We start from the raw sequence: 15,315 nt of genomic DNA on the forward strand, positions 1-15,315 counted from the left end.
TTTCTTCATCGGCTAAAGCTCAAAACCCTACGCTTGCCTGTAGGAAGAACGTGCGAGGCTCACCCAGGTACAACCCTGCATTGTTGTCGCTAGAGCGTGTGTAATGCTGCTGGTCGAAGACATTCTTCACGCCCACGCCCAGTTTCAGGTTCGACAGTTGCGCGCCAAAGTCGTAGCCGCTGCGCAGGTTGACCGAGACATACCCGGGGATATCACCGTATTGGCCATCAGCAGAGCCTTGGGTGATATAGGTGGTGCCGGTGCCGGGCGCACGCTGGCCGGACTGGGCATAGACGTCCAGGTTGTGGGTCCAGTGGTTGACGTCGTAACGCAGGCCCAGGGTCGCCACTTGGCGGGAATACAGTGGCAGGTCACGGCCCTTGAACGGCACATCACCTTCGGAGGTGGCCTTGGTGTAGGTGAAGCCCGCGTTGGCGGTCAGGCCGTCGAGGCGCGGGTCGAGGTTGGACAGGTCGTAATGGGCGGATGCTTCGATGCCGCTGTGCTTGGTGGCGCCGAGGTTGGTCCAGCCCACGTCATTGCTGACGTATTGCAGTTCATCCGAGAAGTCGATGTAGAACAGCGTCACTTCGCCGCCCCAGACGCTGTCGTTGTAGCGCGTACCGACCTCGTAGGTCTTGGCCTTTTCCGGGTTCAGGCCGTTGGCCGTCTGGTCGCCGGTACCGCCCTGGCCGAGTTGGAAATACTGCAGGCTGCCGAAGGACGTTTCGTAGTTGGCGAACAGTTTCCAGGCGTCAGACACGTGGTACATCACGCTCAGCGCCGGCAGCGGTTCGTTGTTGTGGACCTCGCGGCGTTTTTCATCGGTACGCTTGCCGTTCAGGGCAACGACCGGGCGGTCATGCCATTCGGTACGGATATCTTCAAAGCGAATGCCCGGGGTGATGGTCCATTTGCCAATATCGATTTTGTTATCGATATAGAAGGCGTTGGCTTCAGTGCCCCCCGTGCGGTCCTGATACACGTGACCGTCGCTCTGCCCGCCCGGCGTCGGTACGTTGTTGACCAGGTTCAGGCCGGTGGCCTCCTCGTGCATGCCTTCTTTGAGGTAGCGATACCCCACACTGACTTCCTGGGTACTGGGCCCCAGGTCAAACACATGGGACACACGCGGCTCGATGCCGAAGGTGTAGTAGGTGCGCGGGTAGGAGCTGAGGGTCTTGAGATCGCGGTTGGCAATGTTGCTGCCACGGAAACTGTCGGAATAGTAAGTCAGCACTTCGGCCTGGGTGCGGTCGTCGATCTGGCGGATGTACTTGAACGACACGTCCGTGCGGCGCCCGCTGAAGTTGTCCCAGTCACGCACCGATTGGTACGGGTTGGCATCGAACTGCTTCTGGGTCAGGCCGCCGGGCATATCGGCGCTGGCATCGTAATAGTGGAAGTTCAGCGAGAAATCGTCTTGATCGGTCGGCGCCCAGTGGGTTTTGAAGATCACATCATCGATGTCGTTGCCGTTGTTGCCGTTGCGGTAACCGTTACCGTTGACCCCGGAGTACAGCAGCGCGGCGCCGATACCGTTGTCGGCAGTGCCGCCGATAAAGGCATTCTCTACATGCTTCCAACCACCGTGGGCAGACGTTTGCAGGGTGGTGCCGACTTCACCGGAGAAGTCTTGCGGGATCGTACGGGTCACGAAGTTGATCACGCCGCCGACGTTCTGTGGCCCATAACGCACCGAACCCGCACCGCGGACAACGTCGATACTTTCCAGGTTACCGGCAGAAATCGGCGCCATCGACAGCTGTGGCTGGCCGTAAGGAGCGAACGCAGCCGGTACGCCGTCAATCAGCACGGTGGAGCGCGGTGACAGGCGCGAGGTCAGGCCGCGTACGCCGACGTTGAGGGAAATATCACTGCCACCAGTGCCGTTGGATTCCTGCACTTGCACGCCAGGCACGCGGCGCAGGACGTCACCGATGTTCATCGCGCCCTGCTCTACCATGGCTTCGCGTCGAATGACGGTGCGTGCGCCGGGATGGTTCTGCACCACTTCGGCATCGGCGTCGGCAAGCCAGTCGCCCACCACCTTGATATCGGTGACCCCCAGTTCCAGCGGTGAGCCCGCTTCACCGGTGCCGCGGCTCACCGGACGCAAGGTCACGGAGCCGGCGTCAATCTGGTAATCCAGGCCACTGCCTTGCAGTAATTGCCGCAGGGCTTGTTCGGGCGAGAGATTGCCATCGACCGCAGGAGCTTGCTTGCCAGCAACCATATCGGGGCTGAAGAACACTTGCAGCGAGGTCTGCTGGCCCAATTGGCTCAAGGCTGCGCCGAGGGATTGCGCACGAATGTGGATACCCTCGGCAGCCTGTGCGGTACTGATGGCAACGGCCAGGGCCAAGGGCGCCCAGCGGGAAATTTTATTGTTGTGGGGGGCAAGTTTTTTCACGTCGAACCTAGTCCTGTGATCGCAAGCATGCGCGGCCGTTAATGCAAACCAGTTGCAGTTGCAGGAGAAGACGAAGAACTCGAAAAAAACCTGAATGTCAGCGCGAAATAATTTCCTGGCTACCGTCCGGCAAAGTGCGCAAGGCGACCGGCAGGATGTGGGGCAAGGCCTTGAGCAAGGCATCGGTATCGCTGGAGTTGAAGACACTGGTCAAGCGCAGATTGCCCACCGCTGCCGTACTGACACGCAGCGGTTGCTCGCGGTAGCGCGACACTTCCCGCGCCACGTCGACCAAGGTGGCGTTGTTGAACACCAGTTTACCGTTGCGCCACGCGGTCAGTTCTTCAGGGTTCACCGCGTAGGCCGCCGCCACTTGGCCTTGGGGATCGACATGGGTGCCACGCCCGGTGGTGAGCGTGACGATGTGATCGGATGCCCGGCCCTGCACCTTGACCGTGCCGGCTTCGACCGCCACGCGGGTCTGGTCCGCCTCCCGACGTACATCAAAGCGCGTGCCGGTGACGGTCACCTGCCCTGCCCCGGCTGCGACCACAAACGGGCGCCCGGCGTCATGCTGCACGCTGAACATCGCCTCGCCCTGCTTGAGCTCTACGCCCCGACGGCCCTTTTCGTAATGAACCGCGACCACGCTGCGGCTGTTGAGGTCCATCACGGAACCGTCAGGCAAGATCACCTGACGATGCTCGCCTAACCGCGTGCTGAATTCGGCATTGTAGGGCTTTGGCTGCCCCAGACCGCGGTACGCACCCAGGCCCACTGCAATGGCGACCACACTGGCGGCCACGGCATAACGCATCAGCGCACGCCGTCCAAGGCGCTCGGTCGGCGCATCGCCCAGCGCCTGCAAGCGGGCCTTGGGCAGCAAATCCGTCGCACTCCATAGCCCTTGCAGCACATCGATTTCGTACTGATGCGCGGGCTGCGACCTGCGCCAGGCATCGAAACGTTGGCGTTCCTGGGCGCTCAATGGGCCGTCTTGCAGGCGTACAAACCACTGCGCGGCCTCATCACGGACACGGTTATCCATCGTGGAAGATCCTGTTTCAAAGCCGGTCATGGCGCGCTCGCATCCAGACGATCACGCAGATGCCGCAGGGTGCGGATCATATACTTTTCCACCATGTTTTTAGACAGCCCCAGGCGTGTGGCGATTTCCTGCTGGGTGAGCCCTTCGATCTTTTGCCAGATGAAAATCCTGCGACAGTTGAGCGGCAACTCGGCCAGCGCCCGCTCGATGGCATCGGCCAACTGGATCGCGTGCATGTAATGCTCCGGGTCGCTACTGTGAGGCGTGCTGTGATCAGCCGCCTGCAGCGTCAACGCCTCGCGGCGGTCTTCGCGGCGGTAGGCATCCACCGCAATATTGCGCGCGGTTTGATGCAGGTAGGCGCGTGGCTGCGCCACACCGCAGGCAGCGGACTCAAGCACCCGCACGAAGGTGTCGTGCGCCAGGTCTTCGGCTTGCTGACGGTTTCTCAGGCGGCGTGTCCAGGTGCCGATCAACTCTTCGTAGTGCTCGAAAAAGCCTGTTCTGCGGGGCGGCTGAGGAGTCATCGCGTGAGCACTGGGGAGGCGGGGCGTGAATAGTAATGCTTCCTATTAAGTGGGGCAATTGCTGCTCATCGCCCACCCACTATTTGTTTGAAATGACCTCACTCATGTATTGATGCAAATCGCGAAAGTCTTTAACGCTCCAGGCATGTGGCGCGATCTTTACGCCATTGTCTTGCAGCGTCTTGGGGATCAGGTTGCCATTGGGGCGAAGGATGACCGAGGAGACGATAACGCCCGGATAATCATGGAGTCGTTTCTTGAAGGTGGCAGTTGTCAGGTCGGGGGTTGGCGGATTACTTTTTTTTGCCAATGGCCCCGTGCCTTTGATATCGGGCCCGTGGCACACAGCACAGCGCTGTAGATACAGCGTTTTACCATTGCTGTTTTCCGCGACGCACAAGGCTGTCTGAGCCAGTGATAAAGCGGCCACTACGCCGCTGAGTAATAGTTTCATCCATCGGGTATCGGCCCACGCATGCATTCCATCGATTCCTGTATTGCCCTTTGTTTTCAGCATCATACGATAAAGTCGCGCTTTGCCCGAGTTGGGCGTAAGCGCCAGGGGGTGAACTTCCGCTCGCCGCCGCCAGTCAGCAAGAAGGACTCTCATAAAACGGTGGGTGGGCGATGCAGATTTCCTTGCAGCAACAAGTGGCCCTGGTCACCGGGGCCAGTTCCGGCATTGGCGCGGGCGCGGCCAAAGCCCTGGCCGCAGCAGGCGCGGCGGTGGTGCTTAACTACAACTCCCAGGCGGCACCGGCTGAGGCTCTCGCCGCGCAGATCAATGCCAACGGCGGCCGAGCGCTTGCGATTGACGGCGATGTGTCCAAGGAGGCCGATGTCGAACGCCTGTTCGCGCAAACCCTCGACGCCTTCGGCCACCTGGATATTCTGGTGGCCAACTCCGGCCTGCAAAAAGATGCCAATCTGGTCGATATGACCCTTGAGGATTGGAACACGGTGATTGGTGTCAACCTCACCGGGCAATTCCTGTGCGCGCGGGCGGCGGTGCGTATCTTCAATCGCCAGGGTATTCGCGAAGGTGTGTCACGGGCCGCCGGCAAAATCATCCATATGAGTTCGGTGCATCAAGTCATCCCCTGGGCCGGGCATGTGAATTACGCCGCGTCCAAGGGCGGCGTGGAGATGCTGATGCGCACCCTCGCCCAGGAAGTCAGCGAACAGCGCATCCGTATCAATGGCATTGCGCCTGGGGCGATTCGCACGGCGATCAACCGCGCAGCCACTGAAGGTGCTGCAGAAAAAGAGCTGCTCAAATTGATTCCTTATGGTCGTGTCGGTGACGTCGAAGACGTGGCCAATGCGGTGGTGTGGCTGGCCAGCGATGCCTCTGATTATGTGGTTGGCAGCACCTTGTTCATCGATGGCGGTATGAGCCTCTACCCGGAGTTCCGTGGCAATGGTTGATTTCAAGAACGAACCTCAAAGCGCCATCGATGCCCACGGGATCATCGGCGACATGCGCAGCGCGGCACTGGTGAACGACCGCGGCAGCATCGACTTCTTCTGCTGGCCGGAATTCGACAGCCCTTCGGTGTTTTGCGCACTGCTCGACACGCCCGAGGCCGGCACGTTCCAGCTTACCCCGGACCTGCCCAACGCCCGCCGCGAGCAGATCTACCTGCCCGACACCAATGTGCTGCAGACTCGCTGGCTGAGCGATGAAGCGGTGGTGGAGATCACCGACCTGCTGACCGTCAGCGAAAACGTCGATGAACTGCCCTTGCTGATCAGGCGGGTACGGGTGGTCAGTGGCAAGGCGACTATCCACCTGAGCTGCGCCGTGCGCCACGACTATGCCCGGGCCCCCACCGAGGCTAAGGCCGAGGCTGCCAGCGTGGTGTTCACCGCCAGCGGCCAGCCCGGCCTGCGCCTGATTGGCAGTCAGCCGCTGACCCTCCAAGGCAACACCGCCATCGCCACCTTTACCCTCGCCCAGGATGAAGGCGCCGAATTTGTCCTCGGTGGCCAGGAGGATGCGCGCGTCACCAACGACTGTACCGACCTCTACCTGGAGCGCACCTTGAAGTTCTGGCGCGGTTGGATCAGCCAGTCCAACTATCGCGGGCGCTGGCGCGAGATGGTCAACCGCTCGGCCCTGGCGCTGAAACTCCTGACCTCGCGCAAACACGGCGCCATCATCGCCGCGGCCACGTTCGGGCTGCCGGAAACGCCCGGCGGCGAACGCAACTGGGACTACCGCTATACCTGGATCCGCGATGCCTCGTTCACCGTCTATGCGTTCATGCGCCTGGGTTTCGTCGAGGAAGCCAACGCCTATATGCGCTGGCTCAGGGGCCGGGTCAGCGACTGCTGCGGCCAGCCGACCAAGATCAACATCCTGTACGGCATCGACGGTCGCCAGGAACTGCCGGAAACCACCCTCGACCACTTGAGCGGCCACGGCGGCGCCCAACCGGTGCGGGTGGGCAACGAAGCGTTCGACCAGGTCCAGCTGGATATCTACGGCGAACTGATGGACGCGGTTTATCTGGTCAACAAGTACGGCGAAGCCATCTCCCACCAAGGCTGGAAACACACGGTGGAAGTGGTCGACCAAGTGTGTGAGATCTGGAACCACAAAGACGTGGGCATCTGGGAAATGCGCGGCGAGCAGCACCACTTCCTGCACTCACGCCTGATGTGCTGGGTGGCCCTGGACCGTGCCATTCGCCTGGCCTCCAAACGTTCGCTGCCGGCCCCGTTCGCACGCTGGGACCAGACGCGCCAGGCGATCTACGCCGACATCTGGACTAACTTCTGGAACGAAGAACGCGGGCATTTTGTGCAGCATATCGGCAGCACCGCCCTCGACGGTTCGATGCTGTTGATGCCGCTGGTGCGCTTTGTCGCCGCCACGGACCCGCGCTGGCTATCGACACTGGAAGCGATCCAGAAAAGCCTGGTGCGCGACGGCATGGTCTACCGCTACCGCAATGACGACAGCCAGATCGATGGGCTGCAAGGCGTCGAAGGCGCGTTTGCCGCCTGTTCGTTCTGGTACGTCGAATGCCTGGCGCGCGCCGGGCAAGTTGAAAAGGCCCATCTGGAATTCGAACAGTTGCTGCGTTACGCCAACCCGCTGGGGTTGTACGCCGAAGAGTTCGACAGCCAGGCCCGGCACCTGGGCAACACGCCCCAGGCGTTGAGCCACTTGGCATTGATCAGCGCGGCAACGTTCCTGGACCGCAAACTCAGCGGGGAGAAAACCGTATGGCAACCCTGACGTCCCCCGCCCCACTGCTGTATGTGCGCACAACCCTGCTTGATGTGGCGTACGAAACCCACGGCCCCATCGATGGCGAACCGGTGATCCTGTTGCATGGCTTCCCTTACGATCCACGGGGCTACGATGACATCGCGCCGGTGCTGGCTGAACGTGGTTATCGGGTATTGGTCCCGTACTTACGCGGTTATGGCCCGACGCGATTTATCAACACGCAAGTGATGCGCTCCGGCCAACAGGCGGCGCTGGCCAAGGACCTGCTCGACTTCATGGATGCCTTGGCCATCCCGCAAGCCACCCTCGCCGGCTTTGACTGGGGTGGGCGCGCCGCCTGTATTGTCGCGGCGCTATGGCCGCAGCGGGTGCGCGGCCTGGTGACCGGCGATGGCTACAACATCCAGGCCATCAGCCAGTCGCTCAAGCCCAGGCCACCTGAGACAGAGCACCGGCTCTGGTATCAGTATTACTTTCACACCCAGCGCGGGGTCGACGGGTTGACGGCCAATCGGCGTGAACTCTGCCAATTGCTCTGGACGCTGTGGTCACCGTCCTGGGCCGAGGGGCCAAGCCACTACGCCCTGACCGCGCCGTCGTTTGATAACCCGGATTTTGTCGAGGTGGTGATTCATTCCTATCGCCATCGCTTTATGTATGCGCCGGGTGATCCCGCGCTGGAATACATCGAGCAGGCGCTGGTGCCGCAACCGCCGATATCAGTACCGAGCATTTCGCTGTGCGGGGCCGACGATGGCGTGGGCCCGCCGTCGCTGGAGGATGATGACGTGGAGCACTTCAGCGGTTTTTATCGCCGCCAGGTGTTGCCCGGCGTGGGTCATAACGTTTTTCAGGAAGCACCCCAGGTCACGCTTCAAGCTTTGCTGGAACTACTGGAGCGGTGAAAAACGCTCCCGATAAGCCTGGGGCGTCACCGACAAAGCCCTTAGAAAGCTGCGGCGCAAAGTCTCTTCACAGCCAAAACCGCATTGCATGGCGATACGCTTGATGGAGGTTGTGCTATCTGCCAGTTGCCGGCGTGCGTTTTCGACGCGAATCAGTTCCACGGCCCGCGCCGGGGTTTGGCCAGTCTCGGTGCGATAGTGGCGTACAAAGCTGCGCTCGCTCATGCCAGCCTGGGCCGCCAGGGTGGCGATGCTCAGATCCAGCGTCAGGTTTTCGGCGATCCAGGCATGCAGCTCGGCAAAACGGCTGTCGCTCTTTTGCAGGGATAACGTCACGCTGAATTGCGACTGACCGCCAGGGCGCTTGAGGAACACCACCAAGTGGCGCGCCACCTCCAAGGCAATCGCACGCCCCAGGTCATCCTCTACCAGGGCCAGGCACAGGTCGATCCCAGCGGTCACGCCGGCAGACGTCCACACCGCACCTTGCTGGATGAAAATCGGATTGGCCTCCACCGTGAGCGCAGGGAACTTGCGCGCCAGTTCTTCACAGCGCGTCCAGTGCGTGGCCACGCGACAACCATCGAGCAAGCCACTGGCGGCCAGCAGAAAAGCCCCGGTGCAAACCGAAGCCATGCGCCGGGTGTGCAAGGATTTATCGCGCACCCATTGCACCAGCGCCGGGTCCTCGGCAGCGCCGTACACGCCCCAGCCACCGGCGATCACCAGGGTGTCGCAGGGCTGGTCAATGGAGGGCAGCGGCTCAGCCAGCAGCGCGAGGCCGGAGGACGTCATCACCGGCTCAGCCTGAGCGGCGATGACGTTGACCGCGTAGGGCAATGGCAAACTACGCTGGCGCGCCAAATCGTTAGCCGATGCGAACACCTGTAGAGGCCCGGTGATATCGAGTACCTGGGCATTCTCAAACGCGAGTACATGAATAATTTTAGGCATGATTGGCGAGATTGGTGGGCTCAATGGCGTATTCGCCAAAGCCTAGGCTTCTACAGTGAGCACGTCCATTCCTTTTCGGAGCTTGAAACATGACCTTGCAGATCGGCTTTCTGTTGTTCCCCGGCATCCAGCAACTGGACCTTACCGGCCCCTATGATGTCCTCGGTTCGCTGCCAGACGTGAAGCTGCACCTGGTGTGGAAAGACCTCGCGCCGATCACCTCCAGCACTGGCCTGGTGTTCACGCCGACCATGACCTACGCCGACTGCCCGAACCTGGATGTGCTTTGCGTACCCGGCGGCGCCGGTGTGGGCCCATTGATGGAAGACCCGCAAACCCTGGACTTCCTCAAGGCCCAGGCCCAGACAGTGCGCTACATGACCTCGGTGTGCACCGGCTCACTGGTACTGGGCGCGGCAGGGTTGCTGCGCGGTCGCAAGGCCACAACCCATTGGGCGTACCACCACCTGCTCGCCCCGCTCGGTGCCATCCCCGTACAGGAACGTGTGGTGCGTGATGGCAACCTGTTTACCGGCGGCGGGATCACCGCCGGCATTGATTTTGCCCTGACTTTGGCCGCGGAGTTGTACAGCGAAGCGGCGGCGCAACTGGTGCAACTGCAGATCGAATACGCGCCGGCCCCACCGTTTGACTCCGGCCGCCCGGAGACGGCGCCCAGGCATGTGCTGGAGGAAGCCAACAAGCGCACGGAGGAGTCACGCAAAGTGCGCGGGGAGATCGTGGCGCGGGCGGCTGCGCGGTTGGGGTGAATTTGTATTTCTTACGTCCGGTCACTGAATTTGCAGCGACTGGGAAGGTCCGTGGGAATGAACCGGTTTCAACGCTTGAACGTGAGGAAGTCCTAGACCGCTGTACGAAACTCCTTTTGATTATTTCGGTGCTCAACGGCTGTCCAGTCGTAGCCAGTCTTTCGACTGACCTGGTAGTCGCGGCAAAGCTGGCCAAAGGTATCTCTTTCAGCCAAATAGGTGGCCGTTACCGCAGGAATGGATATGTACTCGGTCTGATACCCGGTGTCGGCTGGCATGCCGCCATCGCAGGCAAGCCCGCTCTCACAATTGGATCGTGGAGTGTCAGGTAGAGAAGCGTCGGCTGTCAGGCCGTAATCGCAGGCAAGCCAGCTCCCACATTTGGATTATGGGGTGTCAGGTAGATGAGCATCGGCTGTCGGGCACCCGCCACAAAGAAACTTGCTTGGCTTCCCGCGTGTGTTCAGGCAGGACGTGACATCACCGCCAAGCGCACGGCCAACGCCGTCAGCACCGCTGCCAAGCCCCACTTCTGCAGCCAGGCGCTTTTGGTGCGTTTGGCGAAGAAACGACTGAGCGCCCCGCCAAACACGCCCAACAGCACATGAAACACATTGGCGATCAACGTCAACACACCGCCCAGCACCATCAATTGCAAGGCGATGGGCCCCGCCTCGGGCCGCACAAACTGCGGCAGGAACACCATGAAAAACAACAACGCCTTGGGGTTGAGCAAGCTGTTGAGCATGGCCTGCAGAAACACTCGGCCCAACGCCACGCGGCCGACGTGAGCGGCGTCCAGGCCGGGGCGTTTCTGCAACGTTTTGAAGACCAGCCACAGCAGGTAGATCACGCCCGCACAGCGGATGAGGTCGAACGCTAGCGGCCAGCTGGCGACCAACGCCGTCACCCCCATGGCGGTCAACGCTGTCAGCAACAGGTCGGCCACGCCAATGCCCAGGGCCGAAGCAACGCCGCCGCGCCAGCCATGGGTGACGCCCTGACTGATGACAAACGCCATGTTCGGCCCCGGTGACAGCAACAACAGCAACACAGCGCCGGAAAAAACACCGAGTGTGACAAGGCTGATCATGGTTGAACCGTCCGCTGGAAAAAAAACAGATTAATCGGCGCTTGCAGGCCCTACAAAAAATTGTGCTGGATACATTGCTCACGCAGCGAACCGAGTGATTGCTGAATGCCACGACCAACGTCTAGAATGCGAAACATTATCAATTAAGCCTGCTGCGCCAGGATGACCATGTCGAGCGATCACCCACTGGACCCTGCTGCCATCGGCCAGCTATACCAAGCCCACCATTCATGGCTGCGAGGCTGGTTGAGCCGGCGCACGGGCTGCCATGAGCGCGCCGCTGACCTCGCGCAGGACACCTTCGTGCGCCTGCTCAACGCGCGTCAGCAACAGACTTTGCAGCAGCCGCGCGCGTATCTGAGCAGCATCGCGCGCAGCTTGATGATCGACCAATACCGGCGCCGCGAACTGGAACGCGCCTACCTGGAAAGCCTGGCGCACTTCCCGCAAGTAGAGGTGCCGAGCGAAGAAACAAAGCGGCTGATCCTCGACAGCCTGGAGCGCATTGACCGTTTGCTCGACCAGCTCAAGCCGAGGGTGCGCGAGTCGTTCCTGTTGGCCCAATTGGACGGCCTGACCTGCCCGCAGATCGCCTTGCGCCTGGGCGTGTCCAAGGCCACGGTGGAACGCGACCTGTCCAAGGCGCTGCACGCCTGTTACCGGTTGCGCTATGCCGACTCCTGACTCGCACCTGGTCGACCAGGCCATCCAATGGATGATCAAGCTGCGCTACAACACCGCCGACGACGCCAGCACCGCGGCCTTTGACCAGTGGCTGCACACCAGCGAGGCGCATCAACAGGCCTGGCAACGGGTCGCCACCCTGAATGACGATTTCAACCACTTGCCGGCGCATGTCAGTCGCCATGCACTCGACGGCGCACGCCAGCACATCAGCCGTCGTGAAAGCCTGAAACTGCTCGGGCTGTTTGCCGGCGCCGCAGGTTTAGCCTGGCTGGGCCGCGACTACACGCCCCTGCCCGCCTTGATGGCGGACTACCGCACCGCCACTGGCGAGCGGCGCTGGGTAACATTGGAGGATGGCAGCAAAGTCCAGCTCAACAGCGCCAGTGCCGTCGACATTACCTCCAGCGCCGAACAACGGCTGGTGAACCTGCGCCAGGGTGAAATATTGATCAATACCGGCGCCGACCACCGCCCGCTGTGGGTGCATACCCGCGACGGTTACCTGCGCGCCGTCGGCACGCGCTTGCTGGTGCGCGAAGAACCCCAAGGTACCCTGCTGGCCGTGCAACAGGGTGCGGTAGCGGTGTTTGCCGATCGCCATGACGGCGCCGCACGCCAGGTGATCAAGCCAGGCGAACAGGTGATGTTCAACCGTAGCGGCATTCGCCCTTCCCCCAATAACGGCCTGGACCCCTGGGCCTGGAGTGACGGCGTGATCAGCGCCCACAACATGCGCCTGGACGACTTCCTGGCCGAACTGGGCCGCTATCGCAATGGGTTGGTGCGTTGCAGCGAAGCCGTGGCAGGGTTGCGAGTTTCGGGCACTTACCAACTGGAGGACACCGACCAGGTGCTCAAGTTGGTCACTCAATCGCTGGCGATCGATGTGACCTACCGCAGCCGCTACTGGGTAACCGTCTCCGCTCGGGTGTGACCGGCCGAAAATAAATGAGGTGAATTCTCATTGCCATTCGACCTGTAAGGAAGGGCCGATCAACAGGCCGGTTTGTCCACTTCCTTCAGGAGCATCCCGCGGTCATGCAAGCGTTCCCCTCCAAACGTTCTCTTCTCAAACACGCGGTGCAGGCCGCCCTCCTTGGCGCCTGCCTGGGCGGCGGCGTCTTGCCGCTCGCAGTGATGGCCGACTCCGCTAGCGCTGATACCCAGGTTCGCGCATGGGCGATCGCCCCCGGCTCCCTTACCTCGGCACTGGATCAATTTGCCCGTCAGGCCGGCATCAGCTTGTCCTACGATGCCACCAGCGTTGCCGGTAAAACCAGCACAGGCCTGAGCGGCAACTTCGATCGAGAACAGGCCTTGGGCCAGTTACTGCGCGGCCAGGGCCTGCAAGCCCAGCGCCAAGGCAAGGATATCTGGCTGCTGTTGCCACAAATGGCCGACACCGGTGCCCTGAACCTGAGCGCGACCACGGTGACCGGCCAACGCCTGGGGGCCCTGACCGAAGGCACCGGTTCGTACACGACCGGCGCGGTCACCATCGGCAAAGGCCAACACAGCCTGCGGGAAACGCCACAGTCAGTGAGTGTGATGACCCGCCAATTGATGGACGATCAGAATGTCACCACCATTGACGATGTGATGGAACGTACACCAGGGATCACCACCTACGAGTCGCCCATGGGCGGCAAGTATTTCTATTCCCGTGGATTCAAGATGCTCGGCCAGTACCAGTACGACGGCGTACCGCTGGACATGGGCAAGGACTATGTGCAGGCGGACAGTTTCAGCGCCAACATGGCGATCTATGATCGCGTGGAAGTACTTAAAGGCGCAGCCGGCATGCTCAAGGGTGCCGGCACGGCCAGCGGTGCGGTGAATTTCGTGCGCAAGCGGCCACAGGCCACCCCGACCTCAAGCCTGATGCTGTCCGCCGGCACCTGGGACAACTACCGCGCCGACGTCGATACCGGTGGCCCGCTCAATGACAGCGGCACCGTACGCGGCCGCGCGGCGTTCAGCCAACAGGATCGCGGCTCCTACATGGACATTTCCAAGCGCCAGGACCAGGCCTTCTATACCGCACTGGACGTCGACCTGAGCCCCGACACAACCCTGGGCGTGGGAGCCAGCTACGAAGACGTCGACGCCAGCCCCTGTTGGGGTGGCTTGCCGCGCTATAGCGATGGCAAGAGCGCCAGGTTAAGCCGTTCCACCTGCCTGGGCCAATCCTGGAACGACTGGCAAAGCCGACGCACGACGTTCTTCGCTGACCTCACCCATCACTTCAATGACGACTGGCAAATCAAAGTCGCCGCTGTGCACAGCCGCAACCTGCAAGACACCAAGTACGCCGCCAGCGAAGGTACCATCGCCTATGGCGCCCCAACCCCCACCGCCAACTCCTACGCAGCATTGATGGACTATGAGCATAAGGACTTCGGCCTCGATGCTTACGTCGATGGCAAGTTCCAAGCCTTTGGCCTGGAACACGAACTGATCCTTGGGGCCAACGGCAGCCGAGGCACCCAGGATGACGTATTCGCGATCCAGAACCTGCCCACGCGCCAGAGCATTTATCAGCCCGACCACCACTTCCCCGAACCGGCCAATGACACCTTCTGGCCAAACATGTACCGCGGTGGCACGGTCAAGGAAACCGCTACCCAGTATGGTACTTACGCCACCTTGCGCCTGCGCCTGGCCGAGCCCTTGATGTTCATCGTGGGCAGCCGTGTGAGCTGGTACGAAAACCGTCGGCAGTCCAACACCCTGGGTTGGGGCGAGTGGAGTGTGCAAGATGCGCGCACCAAGGAATCCGGTGAAGTCACGCCGTTTGCCGCTCTGATCTACGACCTCGACGAACACCTTTCCCTGTACGCCAGCTACGCCGATATCTTCCAGCCGCAGAGCTCTTATGCCACCGCCGACGGCGCGGCACTCAAGCCCAAGATGGGGGACAACTACGAGCTGGGTATCAAGGGCGAATGGTTCGACGGGCGTCTCAACAGTTCCATAGCGTTGTTCCAAGCCACAGAGAAAAACGGCGCCGAGACTGACTTCCTGAGTTTCTGCCCAACTTCGTCCGATGGCTACTGCTATACCGACACTGCCAAGGTCCGCGCCCAGGGCGTCGAAGCCGAAGTCAGCGGCCAGTTGCTCGAACGTCTGCAAGTCTCGGGGGGCTACACCTACACTCAGACCAAATCGCTTAAAAACATTGATACCGCTATCGAAGGAGGCGCGTCCAACACCTATGTACCCCGCCACATGTTGCGCATGTGGGGCGATTACCAGCTGGATGGCGCGCTGTCCAAATGGAGCGTGGGTACGGGGGTCAATGCCCAGAGCGGCAACTATCGCATGCAGCAGGGCCTCAAGCTCGAACAGGCCGGCTATACGGTTTGGGATGCACGATTGGCCTACCGCGTAGATGACACCTGGACCGTCGCCCTTAACGCCAAGAACCTCTTCGACAAAAACTATTACCAAACCGTCGGCACAGCCTCATGGGGCAATTTTTATGGCGAACCGCGTAATTTCACGGTCAGTCTGAAAGGCACCTTTTAACCCGCTCAATCCTCTTGAGGGCACGCGCCTGGTGCGTTGCGCCCTCTTTTCCCACGCCTCCCCGGGGCCCGTCAAAAAAGTGTTTCCTGACAAACAGAAAATTCACACTTTTGTTCCTACACTCAAAATCACACCCCGAGACCGGGTCC

Annotated in this window: 13 protein-coding genes; 7 read left to right on the top strand and 6 right to left on the bottom strand. The window is 61.1% G+C overall.

The genetic code is table 11. The features are described 5' to 3' along the window. Window positions 1-19: 19 nt before the first annotated feature. The 4 genes from OC445_RS20505 to OC445_RS20520 all read right to left on the bottom strand — a co-directional run bounded on the left by OC445_RS20505 (window position 20) and on the right by OC445_RS20520 (window position 4,469). Window positions 20-2,413, bottom strand: coding sequence for a TonB-dependent siderophore receptor (locus OC445_RS20505; protein WP_262020317.1), 2,394 nt, complete (start codon window positions 2,411-2,413; stop codon window positions 20-22). 97 nt (window positions 2,414-2,510) lie between these two features. Further along, window positions 2,511-3,461 carry a FecR family protein gene (locus OC445_RS20510; RefSeq protein WP_034125821.1) on the bottom strand — a complete coding sequence of 317 codons (951 nt, stop codon included), beginning with the start codon at window positions 3,459-3,461 and terminating at the stop codon, window positions 2,511-2,513. A gap of 26 nt (window positions 3,462-3,487) precedes the next feature. Beyond that, a complete protein-coding gene (locus OC445_RS20515; protein ID WP_034125822.1) occupies window positions 3,488-3,988 on the bottom strand; it encodes a sigma-70 family RNA polymerase sigma factor in 501 nt (166 codons plus the stop codon). Between the two features lie 79 nt (window positions 3,989-4,067). Next, on the bottom strand, window positions 4,068-4,469 hold the full coding sequence (locus tag OC445_RS20520) for a cytochrome c (RefSeq protein ID WP_080757661.1): 402 nt from the start codon (window positions 4,467-4,469) through the stop codon (window positions 4,068-4,070). Between the two features lie 146 nt (window positions 4,470-4,615). Here OC445_RS20520 and OC445_RS20525 point away from each other — a divergent pair, with 146 nt between their 5' ends. From OC445_RS20525 to OC445_RS20535, 3 genes are read left to right on the top strand one after another with little or no spacing between them, the layout of a single operon-like run. Further along, complete coding sequence (locus tag OC445_RS20525; RefSeq protein ID WP_034125823.1) at window positions 4,616-5,416, top strand: glucose 1-dehydrogenase; 801 nt, start codon at window positions 4,616-4,618, stop codon at window positions 5,414-5,416. Beyond that, window positions 5,409-7,235, top strand: coding sequence for a glycoside hydrolase family 15 protein (locus tag OC445_RS20530; RefSeq protein ID WP_127882054.1), 1,827 nt, complete (start codon window positions 5,409-5,411; stop codon window positions 7,233-7,235). The genes OC445_RS20525 and OC445_RS20530 overlap by 8 nt, the downstream gene beginning before the upstream one ends. After that, window positions 7,223-8,134 (top strand): alpha/beta fold hydrolase, encoded by a 912-nt coding sequence (locus tag OC445_RS20535; RefSeq protein ID WP_054922252.1) that lies wholly within the window; start codon window positions 7,223-7,225, stop codon window positions 8,132-8,134. Before OC445_RS20530 ends, OC445_RS20535 begins: the two co-directional genes overlap by 13 nt. Here OC445_RS20535 and OC445_RS20540 read toward each other — a convergent pair. After that, a complete protein-coding gene (locus OC445_RS20540; RefSeq protein WP_252950281.1) occupies window positions 8,120-9,088 on the bottom strand; it encodes a GlxA family transcriptional regulator in 969 nt (322 codons plus the stop codon). The two genes, OC445_RS20535 and OC445_RS20540, sit on opposite strands and share 15 nt — an antisense overlap. Window positions 9,089-9,177: 89 nt before the next feature. Between OC445_RS20540 and inhA the strand changes: the two genes are divergently transcribed. Beyond that, window positions 9,178-9,858 (top strand): isonitrile hydratase, encoded by a 681-nt coding sequence (gene inhA, locus OC445_RS20545; protein WP_054922247.1) that lies wholly within the window; start codon window positions 9,178-9,180, stop codon window positions 9,856-9,858. 463 nt (window positions 9,859-10,321) lie between these two features. Here the strand turns inward: inhA and OC445_RS20550 are convergent, their stop codons facing one another. Then, complete coding sequence (locus OC445_RS20550) at window positions 10,322-10,951, bottom strand: LysE family translocator (RefSeq protein ID WP_262020318.1); 630 nt, start codon at window positions 10,949-10,951, stop codon at window positions 10,322-10,324. A 168-nt stretch (window positions 10,952-11,119) separates the two neighbouring features. Here OC445_RS20550 and OC445_RS20555 point away from each other — a divergent pair, with 168 nt between their 5' ends. From OC445_RS20555 to OC445_RS20565, 3 genes are all read left to right on the top strand, one after another. Next, window positions 11,120-11,635 carry a sigma-70 family RNA polymerase sigma factor gene (locus tag OC445_RS20555; RefSeq protein ID WP_200583018.1) on the top strand — a complete coding sequence of 172 codons (516 nt, stop codon included), beginning with the start codon at window positions 11,120-11,122 and terminating at the stop codon, window positions 11,633-11,635. Further along, window positions 11,622-12,572 carry a FecR domain-containing protein gene (locus OC445_RS20560; protein WP_054922239.1) on the top strand — a complete coding sequence of 317 codons (951 nt, stop codon included), beginning with the start codon at window positions 11,622-11,624 and terminating at the stop codon, window positions 12,570-12,572. Before OC445_RS20555 ends, OC445_RS20560 begins: the two co-directional genes overlap by 14 nt. Before the next feature lie 104 nt (window positions 12,573-12,676). Next, window positions 12,677-15,166, top strand: a complete 2,490-nt coding sequence (locus tag OC445_RS20565; RefSeq protein WP_262020319.1) for a TonB-dependent siderophore receptor — start codon at window positions 12,677-12,679, stop codon at window positions 15,164-15,166. The last annotated feature ends 149 nt before the right edge of the window (window positions 15,167-15,315 follow it).

The organism is Pseudomonas sp. Pse35, assembly GCF_024519715.1.
Taxonomy (GTDB): Bacteria; Pseudomonadota; Gammaproteobacteria; order Pseudomonadales; family Pseudomonadaceae; genus Aquipseudomonas; species Aquipseudomonas paracarnis.

Excerpts from the sequence above, each read along its gene's own strand:
- OC445_RS20540 (WP_252950281.1), bottom strand. The coding sequence starts at position 9,088 with ATGCCTAAAATTATTCATGTACTCGCGTTTGAGAATGCCCAGGTACTC.
- OC445_RS20530 (WP_127882054.1), top strand. The coding sequence starts at position 5,409 with ATGGTTGATTTCAAGAACGAACCTCAAAGCGCCATCGATGCCCACGGG.
- OC445_RS20515 (WP_034125822.1), bottom strand. The coding sequence starts at position 3,988 with ATGACTCCTCAGCCGCCCCGCAGAACAGGCTTTTTCGAGCACTACGAA.
- OC445_RS20525 (WP_034125823.1), top strand. The coding sequence starts at position 4,616 with ATGCAGATTTCCTTGCAGCAACAAGTGGCCCTGGTCACCGGGGCCAGT.
- OC445_RS20535 (WP_054922252.1), top strand. The coding sequence starts at position 7,223 with ATGGCAACCCTGACGTCCCCCGCCCCACTGCTGTATGTGCGCACAACC.
- inhA (WP_054922247.1), top strand. The coding sequence starts at position 9,178 with ATGACCTTGCAGATCGGCTTTCTGTTGTTCCCCGGCATCCAGCAACTG.
- OC445_RS20560 (WP_054922239.1), top strand. The coding sequence starts at position 11,622 with ATGCCGACTCCTGACTCGCACCTGGTCGACCAGGCCATCCAATGGATG.
- OC445_RS20550 (WP_262020318.1), bottom strand. The coding sequence starts at position 10,951 with ATGATCAGCCTTGTCACACTCGGTGTTTTTTCCGGCGCTGTGTTGCTG.
- OC445_RS20520 (WP_080757661.1), bottom strand. The coding sequence starts at position 4,469 with ATGCATGCGTGGGCCGATACCCGATGGATGAAACTATTACTCAGCGGC.
- OC445_RS20510 (WP_034125821.1), bottom strand. The coding sequence starts at position 3,461 with ATGGATAACCGTGTCCGTGATGAGGCCGCGCAGTGGTTTGTACGCCTG.
- OC445_RS20555 (WP_200583018.1), top strand. The coding sequence starts at position 11,120 with ATGTCGAGCGATCACCCACTGGACCCTGCTGCCATCGGCCAGCTATAC.
- OC445_RS20565 (WP_262020319.1), top strand. The coding sequence starts at position 12,677 with ATGCAAGCGTTCCCCTCCAAACGTTCTCTTCTCAAACACGCGGTGCAG.